Source organism: Pseudomonas sp. SJZ077 (assembly GCF_007993905.1).
Lineage (GTDB): Bacteria > Pseudomonadota > Gammaproteobacteria > Pseudomonadales > Pseudomonadaceae > Aquipseudomonas > Aquipseudomonas mandelii.
In genome coordinates, this window is sequence record NZ_VIUJ01000015.1 from 57,419 (window position 1) to 79,111 (window position 21,693).

Sequence of the window (21,693 nt, forward strand, 5' to 3'; positions counted from 1 at the left end):
GTGTTCACCCTTGGAGTATTACGACGCCAAGGCCGGCAGAGTTGAGATAAATCAAGCAGTCAGTGATCGTGTATGCGGTTAGTGAGGACGGGAGAACGCCCGTGGAATTGACAGGCAGCTTCTGGCCGAAAGCACACATCACTCACGCTGTTCACATCCGCGAAATCGAAAGGGCAGTGCCCAGCCCCCTAGCGTAGAATTCCCAAACCGCGCCCACCCCGAGACGGACCCTCAATGCAAACCCCAGCCCCTCAACATCCCCTCTGGAAAACCTACCTCCTTTTCCTCGCCCCCATGGTCCTCTCCAATTTCCTCCAATCCATGTCGGGCACCATCAACAGCATCTACATCGGCCAAATGCTCGGCACCCAGGCCCTGGCCGCCGTGTCGGGCATGTTCCCCATCGTCTTCTTCTTCATCGCTCTGGTCATTGGCCTCGGCGCAGGTGCTGGCGTGCTCATCGGCCAAGCCTGGGGCGCGCGCGAGCCGCACTTGGTGAAAACCATCGCCGGCACCACGTTGCTCCTGGGCGCAATGATCGGACTGGTAGTGGCGATTTTGGGCAGCGTCTTTGCACGGCCCGCCCTGCAAGGCCTCGGCACACCGGCCGACGTGATTGACGATGCGGTGTCCTACGCCCACGTGATGATGTGGATCATGCCGTCGCTGCTGGTCTACGTGCTGTTCACTCAGTTGCTGCGCGGGGTCAGCGATACGGTGTCGCCGTTGATTGCGTTGGTGGTGTCGACGTGTATCGGGTTGGCGCTGACGCCGGCGTTGATTCGGGGGTGGTTCGGGTTGCCGATGATGGGGATTCAGAGTGCAGCGTATGCGGGGCTGGTGGGGAATTTGTCGGCGATGGGCTGGTTGGCGTGGCGCTTGATTCGCAAGGGGCATCCGTTGGCGCCGGATCGGGAGATGTTTGCGGCGATGCGCCTGGACCTGGTGATTCTCGGCAAGGTGTTGCGCATCGGTTTGCCGACCGGGTTGCAGATGGTGGTGTTATCGGTGTCGGAGTTGGTGATTCTGGCGCTGGTGAATCGGCACGGTTCACAGGCGACGGCGGCGTATGGGGCGGTGACGCAGATCGTCAATTACGTGCAGTTTCCGGCGTTGTCGATTGCGATCACCGCGTCGATCCTTGGCGCTCAGGCGATCGGGGCAGGGCGGCTTGAGCGCATGGGGCCGATTTTGCGCACGGGGCTGTTGATCAATGTGTGCCTGACCGGTGGTCTGGTGGTGTTGGGGTATTTGCTGTCGCACTGGTTGCTGGGGTTGTTTCTCACCGAGGATTCGACCCGGGCGATGGCGGAGCATCTGTTGCACATCATGCTCTGGAGCCTGTTGGTGTTTGGCTTCCAGGCGATTGTCGGCGGCATCATGCGCGCCAGCGGTTCGGTGCTGGTGCCAATGGCGATTTCGATTTTCTGCGTGGTCGGCGTGCAGTTGCCGGTGGCGTATGTGCTGGACGGGCAGTTTGGGTTGCAGGGCGTGTGGATGGCCTTTCCCGTGGCGTACCTGGGCATGCTGGTGTTGCAGACGGCGTATTACAAAAAGGTCTGGAAGCATCAGGCGATCGAGCGGTTGGTGTAGCGCCGCGCCATAAAAAATGGGCTGCCGTGCAAACGGCGGCCCATTTTTTTGGATGGCGCGCGGTCGTTGCTTATTCCTCGATGACTTCCGGCGACACCACCCACACGCTGCACGGCATTTTGTACAGCAGGTGTTCCACTGTGCTGCCGATCAGCCGCCCGATGCCGCGGTGGCCAACCCGACCCATGACGATCACGTCGACGTTGTAGGCATCGGCATAACTGGACAGGACTTTGGCCGGGTTGCCCATCACCATGTGCCGCTGTTCCGGCGGAATGCCGTTGCGTTCGGCCAGCGCGTTGAAGGCTTCACCTTGGGCGTCGAACAGGGTTTTGGCCTTGGTCGAGGAGAAGAATTTGGTGGCGTCGCCGAAACCGAACTCATCGGCGCCGATGGACGACAGGTCATAGGCGTACACCACGTCGACCTGGGCGTTGCAGGCCGTGCCCAGCTTCACCGCCTCATGCAGGATGCGGTCATTGAAGCCTTCGTATTGGCCATCGCGATGGAACGGGTCGACGGCCGCGACGATCCGGCGCGGCAAGGCGTGTTGCACGTTACTGACAAAATGCAGCGGCACCGGGCATTCGCGCAGCAGGTGGATGTCCAGCGGCGTGAACATCATCCGTGACAGCAGCGATTCGTGTTGCAGCGCCTTGATCACCAGGGTCATCGGCTGCTCTTTGAGGTGGATCAGGATTTCCTGCAACGGACGTTCGACCCAGACCACTTCCGTGGTGACGGTCACGCCGATCTTGCGCAAGGGCCGGGCCTGATCTTCCAGCCACTGGCGGTGGCGCTCGACGTACCCCAGGCGCATCTGTTCCAGAGCGTCGCGGTTGACCAGGCTGGCGGTGGCCAGGCCTTCCAGGAAATCGAACGCGACGATGTGCAGCGCCGCGTCTTGCGCCTTGGCCAGCGCGGCGGCCCGGTCGAACGCGGGGCTGTTTTCCATCAGGGGCGAGGCGATGAGCATAAAGCGTGCTTGTTCGGTCATGACAATTCTCCCTTGGGTCTTCACACAGACGCAGGCCTGAAGTGGCCGCGAGGGTTGGCTGGAGCGTTTACCTGAAGTCCATAGTGGCGATGGTGAGGATGGGCCGCTTGATCTTTGTCAAACCTGCGCGTGTCGGCGCGAGGGCGGCCGACGTTTGGTTGCCTGGGCCATACTGGAAGAGGTTGATCATGATCAACCTGGGCATGAACGGTTTGGCGCACGCTGGCGTCAACTGAATGCAGATCCCCCCGGCTTGGCCGGATTGAGAGTCCAATGAATGAAACCCTCGGTGGCATGACCGGCGCGGCGGCTGCGCTGGGGATCGGCATGCTCATCGGCCTTGAACGCGAACGGCACAAGGGGCGAGGGGACAGCCGTGCCTGTGCCGGTTTGCGCACGTTCGCGATTACCGCGTTGCTGGGGTATGGCGCGATGCAAGTGGGCGGCGGCTTGCTGTTGGGGATCATGGCCACCTGTGTGGCGTTGCTGGTCACGGTGGCGTACTGGCGCAGCCTGAGCGATGACCCCGGCGTGACCAGCGAAGTGGCCTTGTTCACGGTGTTGGTGCTGGGCGGGTTGTGCGTTACCGCGCCGGCGCTGGCCACGGCCATCGGTGTGGCGATGGCGGGGTTGCTGGCGTATCGGCAGAAATTGCATCACTTTGCGCGCAGTCAATTGACCGAGGCGGAAATGCGCGACGCGCTGGTGCTGCTGGTGGCGGTGCTGGTGGTATTGCCGTTGGCGCCGGACCGCTTCATCGGCCCCTATTCGGCGATCAACCTGCGAACCATTTGCGCCTTGACCGTGCTGCTGATGGCGATAGGCGCAGTGGGCCATATTGCCGTGCGAACGCTCGGCAGCCGTTACGGTTATGCGCTCAGTGCCATTGCCTCCGGGTTTGCCTCCAGCACTGTGACCATCGCCACGATGGGGCATCGGGTCAGCGCGGAGCCCGGCAACATCAAGATTCTCGGCGCGGCGGCGATTTTCTCCAACCTGGCCACCTTCACGCAGGTCGGCCTGATCCTGGGGGCGGTTGAACCCGATCTGCTGCGTCACGTGTGGGGACCGCTGTTGTGCGGGACCATCGCCACCGCGCTCTATGGCCTGGGTCTGATGTTTCACAAGCCGGTGACCGGCCCCAGCCAGCCGATCAAGGTCGGTGGGGCCTTCAACCTCAAGCTGGCCGTGGTGGTCGCGCTGGCCATGACCGGTATTACCTTTCTGTCGTCGATGATGCTCAACTACTTCGGCGAGGTGGGGGTGATGCTGACGGCGGTCTTTACCGGGTTCGCCGATGCGCATGCCTCGACGGCCTCGATTGCGGCCCTGGCCAAGTCCGGGTTGTTGCCGTTTGATGTCATTGCCGCGCCTGTGCTGCTCGCGGTCAGCAGCAATTCCCTGAGCAAATGCGTCGTGGCCTGGGTCAGCGGCGGGCGCCGGTTCGCCGTGTATGTGGTGCCCGGCCAGGTGTTGCTGACAGTGGCGATGTGGGCGGGCCTCTGGTTGCTCTGAGGCCCTGTTTGCGATCTAGTCATCGGGCGACAGTCGTTTGAAGCGGCAGGCGTTACCACCGGCTCGCTTGGCCAGGTACATGGCCCCGTCAGCCTGTTCGAGCAGGTCTTCGACACTCGCGCCATTGGCAGGAAACAGGCTGATCCCGACGCTGATGGCCGTGTTGACGCGGTGCGCATCGATCATGAACGGCTCACCGATCGCGGCGATCAGCTTGTTGGCCAGGGCTTCAAGCTGGTCGGCTTGTTCCATGCACGTGATCAGGATTGCGAACTCGTCGCCACTCAAGCGAGCGACCACGTCAGACCTGCGCACGGACTGGCCCAGGCGCTCGGCGACGGCCACCAGCAGCTTGTCGCCACAGGCGTGTCCCAACGTGTCGTTGACCGATTTGAAGTGGTCCAGGTCGATAAACATCAACGCCAGTGGCTGCTGGTGTTTGGTGGCGTGGTTGATCGCCTGATTGAGCAGGTTCAGAAACAGACTGCGGTTGGGCAATCCAGTCAGGGCGTCATGGAACGCCAGTTGCTGCATGTTGGCGCGTTCTTCATCCGTGACCTTGAAATTGTGCAGGATGGCGATGAAATGCGTCACCACGCCATGAGGGTCGAGCACGGGGGTGATGATCTGATTGACCGTGCAGCTGGCGCCGTCCTTGCGTCGCTCGACCATTTCGCCCTGCCAGGGCAGGCCCGCCAGAATCGTCAGCCACAGGTCACGGTAGAAGGTGGAACTTTGTCGACCCGAAGACAGCAGGTGCGGGGTTTTCCCCACCAGTTCCGGCTTGGAATAGCCGCTCAAGCGGCAGAACGCATTATTGATCCAGACGATGCATCCCGTGCGCTCGGTGATCAACACCGGGTTAGTCGCAGCGTCCCATGCTCTTGCCAACACCTGCTGGTCATAATCGATCATTGCCCCCTCCCATGTAGCCCTGGACGCATCAGGCCTTGATTCAGGCTAAGAGGAAGGGGCCGGGAATCTGTTGATCAAAATCAACTTTTACGGACGCAACGGGCATCAAAAACGCGCGTTATAGCTGATAAAGATCAAGTTGCCCGAAGCAGGAACGCTCACTCTGAATACCTGTTCATTCCATTGAAACGACCACGTGCCGAGGTGCCCCATGTCGCAGACTCAGCGTTTACTGTTAATCGCTCCCCAAAACATGACCCACACGCCCGCCTTCGACCGTGCCGCCGCGTTGTCGCTGGCCATGCAGATGCCCTTGCACATCGTCGCCTTCGATTATTTGCAGGCCCTGGCGGTGGCGGGGTTGTTCGCCCCCGAACAGATCAGCCTGGCCCGTGACGGGTATTTGCAAACCCATCGGGAATGGCTCGCCGAGCAAGCCGCGCTGATGAGAAAGCATGGCGTCGAGGTCACCAGCGAGGTGGTCTGGGTGCAGCATCCGTATGAGGAGATCCTGCATTTCGTCAACGAGATGTCCTTGGCGTTGATCATCAAGGATGCGCAGGAAGAGTCAGCCTTGAAGCGCGTGTTTTTCACGCCGCTGGACTGGCAGTTGTTGCGCGATTGCCCGGTGCCGGTGCACCTGGTGACCAACGCCGTCAACCCTAAGCCGCACAACGTGCTGGCCATCATCGATGTGTTGCGCAGCGAGGACCAGGACCACGTGTTCAACGACCAGATCATCGACGCCGCAGCGAAGCTGGCCTCCGTGTGTGGTGCAACCCTTGAGCTGGTGCATGTGTATGACTGGACGGCCGTGTATGCCCAGGACATTGGCTTTGGCGCGCTGCCATTGGCCGTCGGGATTTATGAAACCCTGGGCAGCGCCCAGCACGAAGCGTTTGCGGCGATTGCCGAACGCCACGGGGTAGCGCCGCAAAATCGCCATTTCATCGAGGGCGCGCCGCTGACGAGCATTTGTGATTTTGCTGCTGAGCACCGCACCGATATCATCGTGATGGGGACGGTGCAGCACAAGGGGCTGAACAAGCTGTTGGGGACCACGGCCGAGCAACTGTTGCATCGGGCGCCTTGCAGCGTATTGGCCATCAAGCCGGGCCGGGTTTTACAATCCTGAAGGCTGGATCGTCCCGCGATGAACCGTTGGCCTGAACATCGCGGGACGATTTTTTACAGGGCTAGACGGTGAATGACCTGACGCGTGTCATCAGGATCGTTGTGTGTTTCGAAACCCAGCGCTTTGGCCAGGTCACGCATCGGCGTGTTGCTGGCGGCGTCCACCGAATACATCTGGCGGAAACCGTTCTTGCGCGCGGCTTTGATCAAATGCTCCATCAACAAGGTGCCCAGGCCCAGGTGCATCCATTCATCGGCGACGGTCACGGCGCATTCACATTCATGTTCCCCCGTAGCGGCATAGCGGCTGACACCGATCTCGATCAGTTGGCCATTTTCGTGGACCAGCGCAATGAAAGCCGTGCGCTGTTTGTTATCGGTGTCCATCAGCTGGTCGAGCATCGCCGTGCCGGGTTCGTTGATTTGTGCGAGAAAGCGCATATGCCGGGACTCGGGCGACAGGCGCTTGATAAACGCGCGTTCACGTTCGCGGTCTTTTTCCGCCAGTGGCCGGATCAGCACATGACGCCCGTCCTTGAGCGCTTCGATCCAGTATTTGCCGGTGACGGCGGCATAGGCCGCAGCGGCTCGGTCATTGTGGTCTTTGACAGTCAGCATGGGGTATTCCTCCATCCGGTTTGAAAGGTGTGCGGCACGATGACGAGCCGTTCGGTGACTTCCTTTCTACGCCGTTGGCGGCGCCTGAATCTGATCTGGATCAGAGAGTCGCGACGGCAGGCGTTGATTGGCTCATGTTTGATGTAAATCAAGCGGGAGGAGGGGGCGAGGAGCGCAGTCTTGGACACTTGCCGGCGTTTGATGACCGGTGTCGAGCCGAGGTGTGTGATGGGCCAATATCAACGTTTGTTGCTGATCGCCGACCAAACCCTGCATCAGTCCCCCGCCATGTTGCGGGCCGTCGCGCTGGCCAGGGCGAGCGGGGCCGAACTGGCGGTGCGGGCCTTTGTCGAGCCGGCGCCGGTGGTGCATGTGTGGGAAGACAAAATCGACGACGCACGCTATCAGGGCTATTTGCGCCGCTACCGTCGTTGGGCCGCCGATGAAGTCGAACGGCTCAATGAGATGGGGCTGGACGCAACGGTCGAGGTGGTGTTCACCACCCATCCGCTGCTGGATATTCTGCGAACGGTCGAAGACTTCAAGCCGGATCTGCTGATCAAGGATGTCACCTTCGAGCCGTTGCTCAAACGGGTGTTCATCACACCGCTCGATTGTCACTTGCTGCGCGAGTGCTCGGTGCCCGTGCACTTGGTCAACCAGGCGCGTTACGGCTTGCCGCACCGGGTCGTGGCGGCGGTGGACCCGTTCGACCCGTCGACGCAAATCAATGGCTTGAATGACACGATCATCCAGACCGCGAACGCCCTGGCCCTGCAATGCGACGCTCCGCTGCACCTGCTTTACGCCTACGACTTGTCACCGGCGTTCAACGGCGATGCGCCGTTGGCCAGCGGTGGCTGGGACGTGGATTTAATCGAGGAGCTGCGCCAATCCTTGCACCAGGCCTTTGTCGCCCTGGCGGATCGCTACGGTGTACCGCCAGAGCGGCGGCATTTCGTGATGGGCCTGCCCGTGCCGGTGATCAGTGAATTCGTCGAGCACTACCTGGCGGATGTGGTGGTGATGGGCACGGAGCACAGAGTGGGGATCGACCGGTTGATCGGCAGTAACACCGAGCGGGCGCTGTACTCGGTGCCGGGCAGCATTCTGGCCGTCAGGTCGAACGTCAGGGGGTGAGCACGATGGCACCCTTGAACTGCCCGGCCCGCAAACAGGCGAGCGCCTGGTTGGCGTCTTCCAGGGCAAAACGGGTGACGTCGCAATGCACTGGCGTGTGTTGCAGTTCTTCGAAAAACGCGGTGCCGTCTTCACGGGTCAGGTTGGCCACCGAACGCACGCTGCGTTCGCCCCACAGCAGCCGATAAGGGAACGCGGGGATGTCGCTCATGTGAATACCGGCGCAAATCACGCAGCCGCCCTTGGCAGTGACGGCCAGTGCCAGCGGCACCAGCGCACCGACGGGGGCGAAAATCAGGCTGGCATCGAGCAGGTGCGGCGGAGGCTGGTCCGACGGGCCGGCCCACTCGGCGCCCAGTGACCGGGCATAGGCCTGGCCTTCGCTGTCCTCAGGTCGAGTGAAGGCCGATACCCGTTGCCCCCGGCCCCGCGCCACTTGAATCGCCAGATGCGCGGCGGCCCCAAAGCCATAAAGGCCCAGGTGCCGAGCGCCCTTGGCCATTTGCAACGCGCGAAAGCCGATCAGCCCGGCACACAGCAATGGCGCGGCCTGGAGGTCCGAGAGCACCTCGGGAATGGGGAAACAGAAACGCTGGTCGGCCACGGTGTACTCGGCATAACCGCCGTCCAGGTGACAACCGGTGAACTGCGCGTGGTCGCAAAGGTTTTCCCGGCCCGAAGTACAGAACGCGCATTCACCGCAGGTCCAGCCCAGCCACGGAACGCCGACCCGCCGGCCGATCCAGTCGGGCGCGACCTCGCTGCCCACCGCCGTGACTTCGCCGACGATTTCATGGCCGGGTACCCGTGGCAGCACGGCTTGCGGCAATTCACCGTCCACCAGGTGCAGGTCGGTGCGGCATACGCCGCAGGCGAGCACTTTAAGCAGCAATTGATGTGGGCCAGGTATCGGGATGGGACGTTCTTGCAATTGCAACGGTTGGCCGGGAATAGTCAGAACCATGGCGCGCATGACGAAGCTCCAGGCGGGCGAAATCAGCGAGGTTGGCGATGACAGCCGGCGACCATCTGCTTGAGCCCTTCCATGTCCTGGATCTTGACGTCGCGGCCGGCGATTTCCACCAGCCCTTGGTCCCGCAGGTGCGCAATGCCCCGGCAAATGGTTTCCAGGCGTAGCCCAAGATAGGAGCCGATTTCTTCGCGACGCATTTTCAGCACGAACTCCTTGGATGAATAGCCACGGATGCTGAACCGTTGGGACAGGTTCAGCAAAAAAGCCGCCAGGCGCTCATCAGAGTTCATGTTGCCCATCAACATCAGCATGCTGTGATCGCGCACGATTTCGCGGCTCAGCAGCCGGTTGAGGTTGTGCTGCAACGACGGCAGGGTTTGCGCCAGTTTTTCCAGCTGCGCAAAGTGAATGGGGCAGACTTCGCTGTCCTCCAGGGCAAACGCCGTGCAAGCGTGCGCATCGGCACTGATGGCATCCAGACCGAGCATTTCGCCGGGTATGTGAAACCCGGTGACTTGTTCACGGCCATCGACGGACACCACGCAGGTCTTGAATGAGCCGATACGCACTGCGTAAAGCGAACGCAGAGGGTCACCGGTGCGGTACAGCGCGGCGCCCTTTTTGACTTTGAAGCGTTGCACGATCAGCGTATCGAGCCGTTCGACCTCCTCTCCGGTCATGCCAATGGGAAGACACAACTCCAACACACTGCAGCTGGAACACGCAGACTTGAGGTGATGAACTTGCAGGGGACGAATTTCAGGCATGGGGGCGGACGCCATCTGGGAGTGGTTTAAGCATAGTTGGTGAGCCATCGGGGAGGAGCTTCATTCGGGCGTTTGACGGGGTAATAGACGAACGGGAAAACCGTCCCTTACGGTTTGATTTTCATGGCATTTCAACGCCCTTCAACTTGAGCGCCGACGGCGATACTTGATGTAAATCAAGTCCCGAGCGTTCCAGACTCCCAGAATTGGTCAAGGATTGCCGGCCGGTCGGACCTTTTACGGAGAACTTCATGAGCGATTTCCTGAGTGATGAGCAACTGGAGGGGCTGGACGCCTATTGGCGGGCATCCAATTACCTGGCCGTCGGGCAGATCTACCTCAAGGACAACCCGCTGCTGCACCAGCCTTTGACCCTGGCGCACATCAAGCCGCGTTTGCTCGGTCACTGGGGCACAACGCCGGGGCTGAACCTGATCTATACGCACCTCAACCGGCTGATCAAACAGTACGACTTGAACATGCTGTTCGTCGCAGGGCCTGGTCACGGCGGCCCCGCCGTGGTGGCGCAGACTTACCTGGAAGGCACCTATACCGAGTGTTACCCCTCGGTGGAGCGCGACACCAACGGCCTGGTTTGTCTTTTCCGGCAGTTTTCCTGGCCTTACGGAATCTCCAGCCATGTGTCGGCGCAGATTCCGGGTTCGATCCATGAAGGCGGCGAACTCGGTTACAGCCTGGCCCACGCCTATGGCGCGGCGTTCGATAATCCCGATTTGATCGTCGCCTGCGTGATTGGCGACGGTGAAGCCGAAACCGGCACGCTGGCGGCGAGCTGGCACTCCAACAAGTTTCTCAATCCGGCGCGTGACGGGGCGGTATTGCCGATCCTGCACCTCAATGGTTACAAAATCGCGAACCCCACGGTGCTGGCCAGAATCAGCGAGGATGAGCTGTCGGCCCTGATGTATGGCTATGGCTACGACCCGTATTTCGTTGAAGGTGATGAGCCGGCGCAGGTGCATCAGGCCCTGGCCCAAACGCTGGACACGATGGTGCTGAAAATCCGCGAGATTCAGCGCGAAGCACGCCAGCCTCGGTCATCCGGGGCGCCAGAGCGGCCGCTTTGGCCGATGTTGGTGTTGCGCACCCCCAAAGGCTGGACCGGGCCGAAATTCGTCGATGGCCATCGTGTCGAAGGCACCTGCCGTGCGCATCAGGTGCCCTTGGCCGATTTCCAGCAACCGATCCATCTGCGGCAACTGGAGGAATGGCTCCACAGTTACCGTCCCGATGAGCTATTTGATGCCAATGGCGCGTTGTTGCCCGACATCGCGGCGCTGGCACCGACGGGGCATCGGCGCATGAGTGCCAATCCCCATGGCAACGGCGGCGCGTTGTTGCGACCGCTGGACCTGCCGCGATTTGCCGACTACGCGGTGAAACTCGAGGCTCCCGGCAGCCTGCGCGCCGAGGCCACGCGCGTCTTGGGCACGTTTTTGCGCGACGTGATGAAAAACAGCCTGGCCTCGAACAATTTTCGCCTGTTCGGCCCGGATGAAACCGCCTCGAACCGGCTGGACGCGGTCTATGAGGTCAGCGCCAAGACATGGATGGCGCCACTGGAGGCGGACGACAACCATTTGGCCGCCGATGGCCGGGTCATGGAAATCCTCAGCGAACAGGTGTGCGAGGGCTGGCTCGAAGGCTATCTGCTGACCGGGCGACATGGCCTGCTGTCCTGTTACGAGGCGTTCATCCATATCGTCGATTCGATGGTCAATCAGCACGCCAAATGGCTGAAAACCGCCAGCGAAGTGCCGTGGCGCAAACCGATTGCTTCGCTCAATTATTTGCTGACCTCCCATGTCTGGCGTCAGGACCATAACGGCTTCTCCCATCAGGACCCCGGGTTCATCGATCTGGTGGCGAACAAAAAATCGGACGTGGTGCGCATCTACCTGCCGCCCGACGCCAATTGCCTGTTGTCGGTGGCTGACCATTGCCTCAAGAGCTGCAATTACATCAACGTCATCGTCGCGGGCAAACAACCGGAATGGCAGTGGCTGGACATCGATGCCGCCATTTGCCATTGCCAGGCCGGCGTTGGTCGCTGGGGGTGGGCCAGCCAGAACGATGACGACCCCGACGTGGTCATGGCCTGCGCCGGTGACGTGCCGACCCTCGAAACCCTGGCCGCCGTGACGCTGTTGCGCGAGTACGTGCCGGACTTGCGGGTGAGGGTGGTCAATGTGGTCGACTTGATGGTGTTGCAGCCGTCCTATCAGCATCCCCACGGGATGTCGGACTCGGCGTTTGATGAGCTGTTCACCGTCGACAAACCGGTGATTTTCGCCTTCCACGGTTATCCCGCGCTGATCCACCGCCTGCTCTACAAACGCACCAATCATGACAATTTCCACGTCCGGGGCTTCAAGGAGGAGGGCGCGACCACCACCCCGTTCGACATGGCGGTAATCAACAATCTGGATCGGTATCAACTGGCGCTGGACGTTGTCGAGCGGGTGCCGCGTCTGCGCGATCAGCTGCAAACCGAGCGGTCGCGCTACTGGTCGACGATGGAGCGGCACAAGCTCTACCTCATCGAACACGGGCAAGACATGCCCGAGGTGCTGAACTGGCAATGGACGCCGGCAAATCCCTGAGTCTTGCCGCGCCGCGGTGCGTGTCGAATGTTCACCTGACGGGAGTCACATCATGAGCCAGTATCAACGCTTGTTACTCATCATCAACCCGGCCCTGCGCCATTCCCCGGCGATCAAACACGCGGCGGCATTGGCCAGGGCCAGCGGCGCGAGCCTGCATATCGCCGCTTTCATTCCTTCGTTCAAATTGTTGTCGCTGCTGGAGGAAGGTGATCGGGAACAGGCCCGTCAGCGCTACCTGCAAGACCATCGTGATTGGCTCCAGGTGCAGGCCGAGACGCTGCGTTGCGAGGGCATCGATGCGACCACGGAGGTGGCCTGGGCCGAGGATATGGAGCAAGACATCCTCGATCATGTCACGGAAATGCAGCCCGACCTGTTGATCAAGCAGGTGCAGCACGAGTCAGCGCTCAAGCGCGCCTTTTTCACCCCGCTGGATTGGTACTTGCTGCGCCACTGTCCGATGCCGGTGTATCTGGTGGGCGGGCGCGGCGACGGCTGGCCGCGCAAGATCGTGGCCGCGGTGGAAGTGTCCGACACCGAGTCCCCCGACAATACGCTGAACGACCGCATCATCAGGCAGGCCAACAGCCTGGCCATCCAGTGCGATGCCGAATTGCATTTGCTGTACGCCTGTGACATTTCGGCGGCCTTTCTGGCGGACATGGATGGATTGACCCTGGCGGACCTGACCAAAGCACTGCGCAAGGACCTGCAGCAAGCCTTCGTGAAACTCGCCGGCCAATACGGTGTGCCTGCGGATCGTCGTCACCTGGTGTCCGGCCATCCGGTCAAGGCGTTGAGTGAATTTGCCCACGAACACGAGGTGGATGTGATCGTGATGGGCAAGGTCCAGTCCTCCGGCGTCGACAAGCTCCTGGGCAGCACCACCGAGCACATTTTGTATCAGGTGCCGTGCAACGTGCTGGCGGTCTAGAGGCCCCGGGAGGGCTGCGTGCCTTCGGGCCGGCTATTTGCGCTTCCAGTACTTCTGCATTTCAAGAAACAGGAAGGACGCCGTCCAGGTGATGAGTACCAGACCGGTCAAGGCTTGCAGGCCGGTCAGGTATTTGAGGTTGCCCACCGGTGAAATATCGCCGAAGCCGATGGTCGTGTAGGTGGTGAAGGAAAAGTACACGCAGTCCATGAACGAGCCATCGAAGTTACCGGTCAAGGTGCCCCATTCGCCGGAACGCACCATCAGGTAATAGACCAGTGCGAAGCACCAGACTTCTGTTGCGTGGGCAAACAGGGCCCCGAATACCCCGACGACGATCCTGAAGCGGCTCCAGAGTCTCAGGCGGGGCAGCCAGTCGTTCAGGCGTAACAGGCATTCGTAGTGGATGATCACGACGATGATCACCACCAGTGTATTGATCAGCGTGACTGCCAGCATGGCGAACCTCTAGCGATCGCGCAGTGTCACGGCGAGGGGGAGTGTCAGGACCGGCTTCATGGGCTGAAGCGGGGGGAACTCTTCAGGGGTCAAGGTTTCTTTCTCCAGCAAGAGACGGGCCCCGGCGTCCAGATCGGTGCGGCGGCTCTGCAGCAACGCTTTGGCTCGGGTGTAGGCTTCGTCGAGCAGGGCACGGATGCCCAGGTCGATCTCCCTGGCGGTTTGTTCCGAATAGTCTTTCTCACTGACGCCCTGCATGCTGTCGCCAAGGTAGGTGGCCGTTTTTCGCTCCAGCACTGCCAGACCCAGTTCGGCACTCATGCCAAACCGGGTGAGCAATTGACGAGCAATATCGGTGGCGCGGGCCAGGTCGTCGGCCGCGCCGGTGGAGATCTGGCCATAAGCAAGGAATTCGGCGGCTCGACCGGCCATCAGCACGGCAATCCGGTCCTTGAGCATCTGGCAGCTGATGAGGAAGTGATCTTCAGTGGGGCGCTGCAATGTATAGCCCAGCGAGCCAATGGCCCGGGGCACAATCGAGACTTTATGCACGGGGTCCATGGCCGGCAGACTGCTGGCGGCCAGGGCATGCCCCATCTCGTGATAGGCCACCACCTGACGCTCGTCGGCACGCAACACGCTGCTCTTGCGCTCGACCCCGGCGACAATGCGTTCCACCGCTGCGGTGAAGTCTGCAAGATTGACCGCATCAGCGCCGCGACGCGTAGCGACGATGGCCGCTTCGTTGACCAGGTTGGCCAGGTCAGCGCCCGTGAAGCCCGTGGTGATGTCGGCAATCTGCTCGCTATCCAGCGTGGGTTCCACGACGATTTTTTGAAGATGAACCTTGAGGATGGCCTGACGGCCTTTGCGGTCTGGGCGATCAATCAGCAGCTGGCGATCGATCCGACCCGCTCGCAGCAGGGCGGGGTCGAGAATTTCCGGGCGATTGGTCGCGGCAAGTAGAACGACGCCTTCACGCGGATCGAATCCGTCCAGTTCGGCAAGTAATTGATTGAGGGTTTGTTCTTTTTCATCATTGCCGCCAAATGCACCGACGCCACGCATTTTGCCTAAGGCATCCAGTTCGTCGATGAAAATGATACAGGGCGCCGCTTCCCGAGCCTGTTCGAACAAGTCGTGCACGCGGGCGGCGCCGACGCCGACGAACATTTCGACGAACTCAGACCCCGAGATCGAGAAGAACGGCACACCGGCTTCACCGGCGATCGCTTTAGCCACCAGCGTCTTGCCAGTGCCGGGCGGGCCGACCAGCAACGTACCCTTGGGAATGTGCGCACCCAGGCGTGAGTATTTGGCCTTGTCCTTGAGGAATGAAACGATTTCCACCAGTTCGGCCTTGGCTTCATCGATGCCGGCGACATCGGCGAAGGTCACCCCGGTATCGCGCTGGACGAACACTTTGGCGCGGGACTTGCCAATGCTCATCAGCCCGCCCATGCCTTGTTTTTCCGCCAGCCCGCGAAACAGGAAATGCCAGACCACCATGATCAGCACAAAGGGCAACAGCCAGCCCAGCAGGCCACTCAGGAAAGTATTTTCATTGATGCCGGTAAAGCCGACACCTGAATGCGCGAGGTCGCTCGCCAGTGCTGGATCGACCCGCACCGTCGAGAACTGCAGGCGTCCGTCGATGGGCTCTTGAAGCTTGCCGCTGATCTGGTCCTTCTCGATCCGCAAATCGCTGACTTTTTGTTCGCTCAGCAGTTGCAGGAACTGACTGTACGGAATGCTCTGCACCACACGCCGTTCGATAAACAAAAACTGAACGAGGGTCAGCACGACAAACGCGATGGCGAAGTAAGACAGGTTCCATTGGTGGGTTTTTTTCATGGACGTGGCTCAGAGAAGGGGCCGCGGCGGGGATGGCGCAACCGTGAGTCTGGTCAGTGTTTTCTACGCCTGAGCGACAAAAAATCATTGAGTTAAATCAACAATGCTTCTGTGCGCCCGAAGTCGATGGGGACGCCCGCCGAAAGCCTTCCATTAGTTGACAAAGATCAGAGCCACCACGGGATAACGCCTGATACTCAAACAACAGCTTTCCAGCCGCCATCAGCCTGTAGAGCTGCACAAACGCCGACAGGAATCGGGTTTGCGGTAAGGCAATAGGTCGATCCCAGGACGAGGTAGGTGATGCTGAATATCAAACGTATCTTATTGATTGCCCCTTCCGAGATGGTCCGCACCCCGGCATTCGACCGCGCACATGCACTGGCCTGTGCCACCGGTGCTTTGCTGCACATCGTTGCCTTCGACTATGTGCAGGTGCTGGCGGTTGCCGGACTGTTTGACCACGATGCGATGGCTCAGGCGCGGGAAGGCTATTTGCAAGTGCACCGTCACTGGCTGGAGCAGCAGGCCCGGTTCCAGCGGTGCATCGGGTTGCAAGTGACCACTGAAGTGGTCTGGGCCAAATCCAGCCGGGCGAACGTGCTTGAGTACGTCAACGATTTCCATCCGGACCTGGTGATCAAGGACACCCACCATGTACCGGCACTCGACCGCGCGTTCCATCGGCCACTGGACTGGCTGTTGCTGCGCGACTGCTCGTCCCATTTGCATTTGGTCACCGAGGCCAGGAATCCCAAGCCGTTGAACATTCTTGCGGTCATCGATCTGTCCCATCTGGAGGAACTGACGCAGGGTCTCAACGACCGGATTCTCGACCTGGCCTCGACGCTGGCGGCCTCCTGTGGCTCAACCTTGCAACTGCTCAACGTCAGCAGCTGGTCGGTGGTGGGCGACGCAACGATGAGTGTGCCGACGCTGAGTCTGAATGACAGCCTCAGAGACGCGGTCAACGATGCGCAGGAAGAGGCCTTTGAGGCGCTTGCCGAACGCTATGGCATCGACAGACAACACCGACACCTGCTGACCGGCATTCCGCACAAAGTCATCGGGTTGTTCGCCAAACGGCACGCATTCGACATGGTGGTGCTGGGGACGGCCTATAGCCATGGGGTTGACCGGTTCATCGGCAGTACCGCCGAGAGCGTATTGAACCGCGCACCGTGCAGTTTGATGTTCGTCAAGCCACGCCCCTGGCTCGAGTGAACGGCCACCCGTTGCGCCACAGTTGATAAAAATCAACTGCCCTGGAGCCGAAAGGAGCGATCAATAGCGCTTCCATGAATGTTCAAGGAGACGGCCATGCGAATGACATTTCTTGGTGCTGCGGGCACCGTCACGGGCAGCAAGTACTTGCTGGAGCATCGCGATCAACATGTGCTGATCGATTGCGGTTTGTTCCAGGGCTACAAGCAACTGCGCTTGCACAACTGGGACCCTTTCCAGCTGCCGGTTCGCGACCTCCAGGCCATCGTGCTGACCCATGCCCATCTGGATCACAGCGGCTACTTGCCGGTGCTGGCGCGCAATGGTTATCGCGGCCCGGTGTATGCCACGCCCGCCACCTGTGAATTGGTCAAAATCCTGCTGCGAGACAGTGGTCGCTTGCAGGAAGAAGAGGCCGAATTCGCCAATCGACACGGCTTTTCAAAACACGCCCCGGCGTTGCCGCTTTATACCGAGCAGGACGCCGAACGCGCACTGAAGCTGTTGCATCCGGTTGAGTTGCATCACCGGGTCACGATTGTTCCGGGGCTCAGTATTCTGTTGCGCGGGGCCGGGCATATCCTGGGCGCCGCGACCGTTGAAATCGTCGCCGATGGCATCACGCTGGTGTGTTCCGGGGACCTGGGGCGGCCGAACGATCCGTTGATGTTCGCCCCCGAAACCATCGAACAGACCGATTACCTGCTCATAGAGTCGACCTACGGTGACCGTCGGCACCCTGAAGAGTCGCCGGAGAAGCAACTGGCCGAGGTCATCACCCGCACCGCGTTGCGCCATGGCATCACCCTGGTGCCCTCGTTTGCGGTCGGGCGAGCGCAATTGTTGATGTATCACTTGTACCGACTCAAACAGCAGCACGCGATCCCGGACCTGCCGATCTACCTCAACAGCCCCATGGCGACGGATGTCACGCGCTTGTATCAGCGTTTTCGCAGTGAGCACCGGTTGTCGCTGGAGGACTGCGAAGGCATGTGCCAGGGCACGCATTTTGTGCGGGCGACCCGTGACTCGATCGAGTTGGATCAGCAACGCACCCCGGCAGTGATCATCGCAGCCAGCGGCATGGCGACCGGAGGACGGGTGCTGCACCACCTCAAGGCACTGGCGCCCAATCCGCTCAATACCCTGCTGATCCCGGGCTTTCAGGCCGGCGGCACCCGCGGTGCGCAGATCATCGCCGGTGCGCCTTCGGTGCGTATCCACGGCAAGGAGGTGCCAATCCGGGCCGAGGTGGTGCCGATGGAAACCCTGTCGGCGCACGCTGACGCCGACGAGATCATCGAGTGGTTGCGCGGGTTCAAGCGGCCGCCGAAACACACCTATGTGGTACACGGCGAGCCCAATGCCTCGGATGTCTTGCGCCGGCGCATCAGCCTGGAGCTGGGCTGGTCGGTGTCGGTGCCGGAGTACCGTGACAGCGTCGAGCTCACACCCATCGATCCATCTTCAAGTTCATCGTCCTGATAAAAAAGCCCCCTGGCCGGTTTTCCGGCCAGGGGGCGAGGGCTGCTCGGGACTTACTCGCCCTTGATCGGCACGACTTTGTCCGCTTTCATCGCGTCAGGCTTTTTCGGCAGCGAGATGCTCAGCACGCCTTTGCTGAAACTCGCGTCGATCTTCTCGGCATCGACGCCTTTGGGCAAGCTGAACACCCGTTCGAAGGAGCCGTAATGGCGCTCACTGAGGTGATAGCCTTTGCGTTTTTCCTCCTTGTCTTCTTTCTTTTCCCCTTTGATGATCAGGCTGCCGTTGGACAGTTTGATCTCAATGTTTTTCTGATCCATGCCGGGCAGTTCGGCGGTGATTTCGTAGCTTTTGTCTTTCTCGGTGATGTCCACGGCCGGCAGGCTGGGGACCGTCAACTCCTGCGACCATAAAGGCTCGACATCGAACAGCCCACGACTGAAGGGGGATAGCCCCCGGCCGTGACCAAAGTCCGAGAACAGTTGATCGACCTGCTGCCGGAGTTTTTCCAGAGGTCTCCAAAGGTCTGTCGTGACGGAGGGCTGATTCCCTTTTTCCTCAGTCTTTATCGGCATTTTTTTCACGGAATTGCTCATTTTCAATACTCCTCTTGGGATTGAAGGGTGGACTGAACATCCCTCGCTGCATTCCACCCGGAAAACACTCAGCAGTCCCTTGCGTTACAAGGCCAGCGTCCCGGACCACAGCATCCACCCGGCAAAGGCGGCTGCCGTCCAGATGATGATTAACAGCCCGGTTTCAGGGCCGCTGAGCGGTTGGCCCTGGCGAGACTTCATCGTGACCAGGTAAATCAACGAGCCGGGGGCGTAAAGCAACGCGCTGAGCAGCATGTATTTAGGCCCGGCGGCATACAGCAGCCACGTGCAATACAGCGTGGCGACCAGGGCGATGGCCATGTCGCGCAGTTGCAGGCCCCTGTGACCGGCGTAGGTCTGGCCCTGCCAGGTCAATTTCAGCGCGTACAGACCGCTGAACAGGTACGGCAGCAGAATCATCGACGTGGCCAGGGAAATCAGCGCGAGGTAAGTGGCGCTCGAATACAGCGTCAGCAACAGGAACAGTTGAATGCAGCCGTTGGTGATCCACAGCGCATGGGCCGGCACGCCTTGGGTGTTCTCCACGGCGAGTGTCCCCGGCATGACGTTTTCCTTGGCCGGTGTGAACACCGATTCGGCTGCCAGCAGCGTCCAGGCGAGCAGGGCACCGCCCACCGAAATGATCAAGCCGATGCTGATCAGCACCGCGCCCCATGGCCCGGCCGCCGCCTCAAGCACGCCAGCCATCGACGGGTTTTTCAGCGCCGCCAGTTCTGGCTGTCTGAGAATGCCCAGCGACAACAGGGACACCGCGATCAGCAGCAACAGGGTGATGACAAAACCGATGACCGTGGCACGACCGACGTTGGCCCGTTCTGCGGCTCGGGCGGAAAACACGTTGGCGCCCTCGATCCCGATGAACACCCACACGGTGACCAGCATGGTGCTTTTGACTTGATCAAGCGTGCTGCCCAGTGCCGACGAACCCCAGAAGTCGACCGAGAAGGTTTCTTTCTGAAAGGCCGCGATCACCAGGCCGATAAACAGCAGCAACGGCACAATTTTGGCGATCGTCGTCAACGCGTTGGCCCGCGCCGCGGTGCGCATGCCCCTGAGGATCATCCAGTGCAACGACCACAGCACCACGGACGCCCCGGCAATGGCCGCTTTGTTATTGCCTTCACCAAACAGCGGGAAGAAGTAACTCAGCGCCGCGAACAGAATCACCAGGTAACTGACGTTGCCGATCCAGGCGCTGATCCAGTAGCCCCAGGCGGAATTGAAGCCGAGGAATTCGCCGCCCAGGGCGCGGGCATAGGCAAACACGCCGTTGTCCAAGGCCGGCTGGCGGTTGGACAAGGTCTGGTAGACCAGGGCCAGTGACAGCATGCCGACGCCGGTAATCAGCCAGCCAATCAGAATCGCCCCGGCTCCGGCACTGGCCGCCATGTTCTGCGGCAGACTGAAAATACCGCTGCCGATCATCGAACCGACCACCAGAGCGATCAGCAAACTCAGGGAAAGTCGTTTGGGCTCGACCTTTCGCAAGCTGCCCGCCAACGGATGGGGGACCGTCGGTGGGATGATCGGTTGAGTGCCTTGCAGTTGGGTAGCCATGTCAGCCTCCACGAGACGAGACGAGAGTCCTCTGCACTCACCGCGAATGCGCTGGTGCGAATACTGGCTCTAAATGTCGGCGTGAACGGGCTGCCCGTCTTTGATTTAAGTCAGAGACAGGGGAAACAGTTTTGCCGGCGTCGGCGAGTTATTAACGAAGGACCCTGGGGGGATGAATCGCCCCATCGCGGCGATCACCCCTGGATTCAATGTTCGGTTAAAAATCTGTCGATTTCTTCCACGGTGCTGCGTGCTGTGCGCGTGACGCCAATCAGTGTCGCGGAAGCGGCGCCGGTCCAGTCGCCATAGCCCACCAGCCACAAGCGCGGCTCTTGTATGGAATGCGTGCCTTCGACGGCCACGCGCCCATCGGCGGTGCACACGCCCAGTGATCCCAGATAGCCGAGGGCAGGGCGGAAACCGGTGCACCAGATCACCGCGTCGACCGGCGTTTGCGAGCCGTCGGCCCACTCCACGCCGGTGTCGGTAAGGCGCAGAAACGGCCGGACCGCGTGCAATACACCGCGCTCCCGGGCTTCGACGACGGGCGGCACCATCACGATATCGCCCAAGCCACCGACCGGTTGTTCAATGACGGTGCCGGCGAGTTGGGCTTTCCAGCGTTCGGTGGCGCGTTCGAACAGCACTCGGCCATCGACGTCATCGGCGAGAAACTGTGGCGGCTGCGGCGTGACCCAGGTGGCGTCCGCCACTTGCGAGACTTCAGCGAGGATCTGGGCACCGGAGTTGCCGCCGCCCACCACCAGGACTTTTTTGCCGGCAAACGGCTTGGCGTCGACGTAGTGGGCCGAATGCACTTGCTGGCCGGTAAAGGTTTCACTGCCGGGGTAGTGCGGCAGGAAGGGATGGCGCCAGGTGCCTGTCGCGCTAACCACCGTGCGGGCCAGCCAGCTAAGGCTATCGGTCTTGACGAGCAGCCGATTATCCCGGCGTTCAATAGCGTTCACCCAATAGGGCCGCGCGGTAGGGAACTGGTAGCGTTGCTCATACTCGCGCAGGTAATCGAGGACGTTGTCGCGGCTTGGGTAGCCGTCCGTGACCGGCGGCATCATCCAGCCGGCGATGGAGCTCCAGGTCGAGGGTGAAAACAGTCGCAGGGAATGCCAACCGTGCCGCCAGGCGCCGCCCGGCCCGGCTTCGGCATCAATAATCACAAACGAACGCCCTGTTCGGCGCAGAAAGTAAGCCACGGCGAGTGCGGACTGGCCACCGCCGATAATTGCGACGTCCACTTCGGTGGGGGTAGAAGGCATGGCGAATCCT

At 60.8% G+C, this 21,693-nt stretch carries 18 protein-coding genes; 8 read left to right on the forward strand and 10 right to left on the reverse strand.

Translation table 11 applies throughout. The features are described 5' to 3' along the window. Positions 1 to 234 precede the first annotated feature (234 nt). Positions 235 to 1,593 carry an MATE family efflux transporter gene (locus FBY01_RS21375; protein WP_145309448.1) on the forward strand — a complete coding sequence of 453 codons (1,359 nt, stop codon included), beginning with the start codon at positions 235 to 237 and terminating at the stop codon, positions 1,591 to 1,593. 70 nt (positions 1,594 to 1,663) lie between these two features. On the opposite strand, the gene FBY01_RS21380 is transcribed toward FBY01_RS21375, so the two are convergent. Next, positions 1,664 to 2,590, reverse strand: coding sequence for a universal stress protein (locus FBY01_RS21380; protein ID WP_077749851.1), 927 nt, complete (start codon positions 2,588 to 2,590; stop codon positions 1,664 to 1,666). A 273-nt stretch (positions 2,591 to 2,863) separates the two neighbouring features. On the opposite strand from FBY01_RS21380, the gene FBY01_RS21385 reads away from it, so the two are divergent. After that, positions 2,864 to 4,105, forward strand: coding sequence for an MgtC/SapB family protein (locus FBY01_RS21385; protein ID WP_145309446.1), 1,242 nt, complete (start codon positions 2,864 to 2,866; stop codon positions 4,103 to 4,105). A 15-nt stretch (positions 4,106 to 4,120) separates the two neighbouring features. Here the strand turns inward: FBY01_RS21385 and FBY01_RS21390 are convergent, their stop codons facing one another. Beyond that, positions 4,121 to 5,020, reverse strand: coding sequence for a diguanylate cyclase domain-containing protein (locus tag FBY01_RS21390; RefSeq protein ID WP_145309444.1), 900 nt, complete (start codon positions 5,018 to 5,020; stop codon positions 4,121 to 4,123). 211 nt (positions 5,021 to 5,231) lie between these two features. On the opposite strand from FBY01_RS21390, the gene FBY01_RS21395 reads away from it, so the two are divergent. Then, positions 5,232 to 6,155, forward strand: a complete 924-nt coding sequence (locus FBY01_RS21395) for a universal stress protein (RefSeq protein ID WP_145309442.1) — start codon at positions 5,232 to 5,234, stop codon at positions 6,153 to 6,155. 53 nt (positions 6,156 to 6,208) lie between these two features. On the opposite strand, the gene FBY01_RS21400 is transcribed toward FBY01_RS21395, so the two are convergent. Continuing rightward, positions 6,209 to 6,772 (reverse strand): GNAT family N-acetyltransferase, encoded by a 564-nt coding sequence (locus FBY01_RS21400; protein ID WP_077749854.1) that lies wholly within the window; start codon positions 6,770 to 6,772, stop codon positions 6,209 to 6,211. Between the two features lie 228 nt (positions 6,773 to 7,000). Here FBY01_RS21400 and FBY01_RS21405 point away from each other — a divergent pair, with 228 nt between their 5' ends. Further along, positions 7,001 to 7,912, forward strand: a complete 912-nt coding sequence (locus FBY01_RS21405; protein WP_010459308.1) for a universal stress protein — start codon at positions 7,001 to 7,003, stop codon at positions 7,910 to 7,912. Here the strand turns inward: FBY01_RS21405 and FBY01_RS21410 are convergent. Beyond that, positions 7,902 to 8,885 carry a zinc-dependent alcohol dehydrogenase family protein gene (locus FBY01_RS21410; protein WP_083377034.1) on the reverse strand — a complete coding sequence of 328 codons (984 nt, stop codon included), beginning with the start codon at positions 8,883 to 8,885 and terminating at the stop codon, positions 7,902 to 7,904. The two genes, FBY01_RS21405 and FBY01_RS21410, sit on opposite strands and share 11 nt — an antisense overlap. 23 nt (positions 8,886 to 8,908) lie before the next feature. Next, the gene (gene fnr, locus FBY01_RS21415; RefSeq protein ID WP_102593859.1) at positions 8,909 to 9,652 is read right to left on the reverse strand and encodes a fumarate/nitrate reduction transcriptional regulator Fnr; all 744 of its coding nucleotides are present in this window, start codon (positions 9,650 to 9,652) and stop codon (positions 8,909 to 8,911) included. 251 nt (positions 9,653 to 9,903) lie between these two features. Between fnr and FBY01_RS21420 the strand changes: the two genes are divergently transcribed. Both FBY01_RS21420 and FBY01_RS21425 read left to right on the forward strand, forming a co-directional pair. After that, on the forward strand, positions 9,904 to 12,276 hold the full coding sequence (locus FBY01_RS21420) for a phosphoketolase (protein ID WP_145309440.1): 2,373 nt from the start codon (positions 9,904 to 9,906) through the stop codon (positions 12,274 to 12,276). A 52-nt stretch (positions 12,277 to 12,328) separates the two neighbouring features. Continuing rightward, positions 12,329 to 13,213 carry a universal stress protein gene (locus FBY01_RS21425; RefSeq protein WP_077749857.1) on the forward strand — a complete coding sequence of 295 codons (885 nt, stop codon included), beginning with the start codon at positions 12,329 to 12,331 and terminating at the stop codon, positions 13,211 to 13,213. A 33-nt stretch (positions 13,214 to 13,246) separates the two neighbouring features. On the opposite strand, the gene FBY01_RS21430 is transcribed toward FBY01_RS21425, so the two are convergent. Both FBY01_RS21430 and ftsH read right to left on the reverse strand, forming a co-directional pair. Next, the gene (locus FBY01_RS21430) at positions 13,247 to 13,672 is read right to left on the reverse strand and encodes a potassium channel family protein (RefSeq protein ID WP_083377031.1); all 426 of its coding nucleotides are present in this window, start codon (positions 13,670 to 13,672) and stop codon (positions 13,247 to 13,249) included. A 9-nt stretch (positions 13,673 to 13,681) separates the two neighbouring features. Continuing rightward, on the reverse strand, positions 13,682 to 15,526 hold the full coding sequence (ftsH, locus tag FBY01_RS21435) for an ATP-dependent zinc metalloprotease FtsH (RefSeq protein WP_010459316.1): 1,845 nt from the start codon (positions 15,524 to 15,526) through the stop codon (positions 13,682 to 13,684). A 303-nt stretch (positions 15,527 to 15,829) separates the two neighbouring features. Between ftsH and FBY01_RS21440 the strand changes: the two genes are divergently transcribed. Both FBY01_RS21440 and FBY01_RS21445 read left to right on the forward strand, forming a co-directional pair. After that, on the forward strand, positions 15,830 to 16,750 hold the full coding sequence (locus FBY01_RS21440) for a universal stress protein (protein WP_145309437.1): 921 nt from the start codon (positions 15,830 to 15,832) through the stop codon (positions 16,748 to 16,750). A 96-nt stretch (positions 16,751 to 16,846) separates the two neighbouring features. Beyond that, the gene (locus tag FBY01_RS21445; protein ID WP_169857274.1) at positions 16,847 to 18,235 is read left to right on the forward strand and encodes an MBL fold metallo-hydrolase RNA specificity domain-containing protein; all 1,389 of its coding nucleotides are present in this window, start codon (positions 16,847 to 16,849) and stop codon (positions 18,233 to 18,235) included. A 53-nt stretch (positions 18,236 to 18,288) separates the two neighbouring features. Here FBY01_RS21445 and FBY01_RS21450 read toward each other — a convergent pair whose 3' ends face one another. The 3 genes from FBY01_RS21450 to FBY01_RS21460 form a co-directional block, all read right to left on the reverse strand. Further along, positions 18,289 to 18,831, reverse strand: coding sequence for an Hsp20/alpha crystallin family protein (locus tag FBY01_RS21450; RefSeq protein ID WP_010459321.1), 543 nt, complete (start codon positions 18,829 to 18,831; stop codon positions 18,289 to 18,291). Between the two features lie 84 nt (positions 18,832 to 18,915). Beyond that, positions 18,916 to 20,409, reverse strand: coding sequence for an arginine-ornithine antiporter (gene arcD, locus FBY01_RS21455; RefSeq protein ID WP_077749859.1), 1,494 nt, complete (start codon positions 20,407 to 20,409; stop codon positions 18,916 to 18,918). Positions 20,410 to 20,615: 206 nt separating this feature from the next. Beyond that, positions 20,616 to 21,683, reverse strand: coding sequence for an ArsO family NAD(P)H-dependent flavin-containing monooxygenase (locus FBY01_RS21460; RefSeq protein WP_145309435.1), 1,068 nt, complete (start codon positions 21,681 to 21,683; stop codon positions 20,616 to 20,618). Positions 21,684 to 21,693 lie beyond the last annotated feature (10 nt).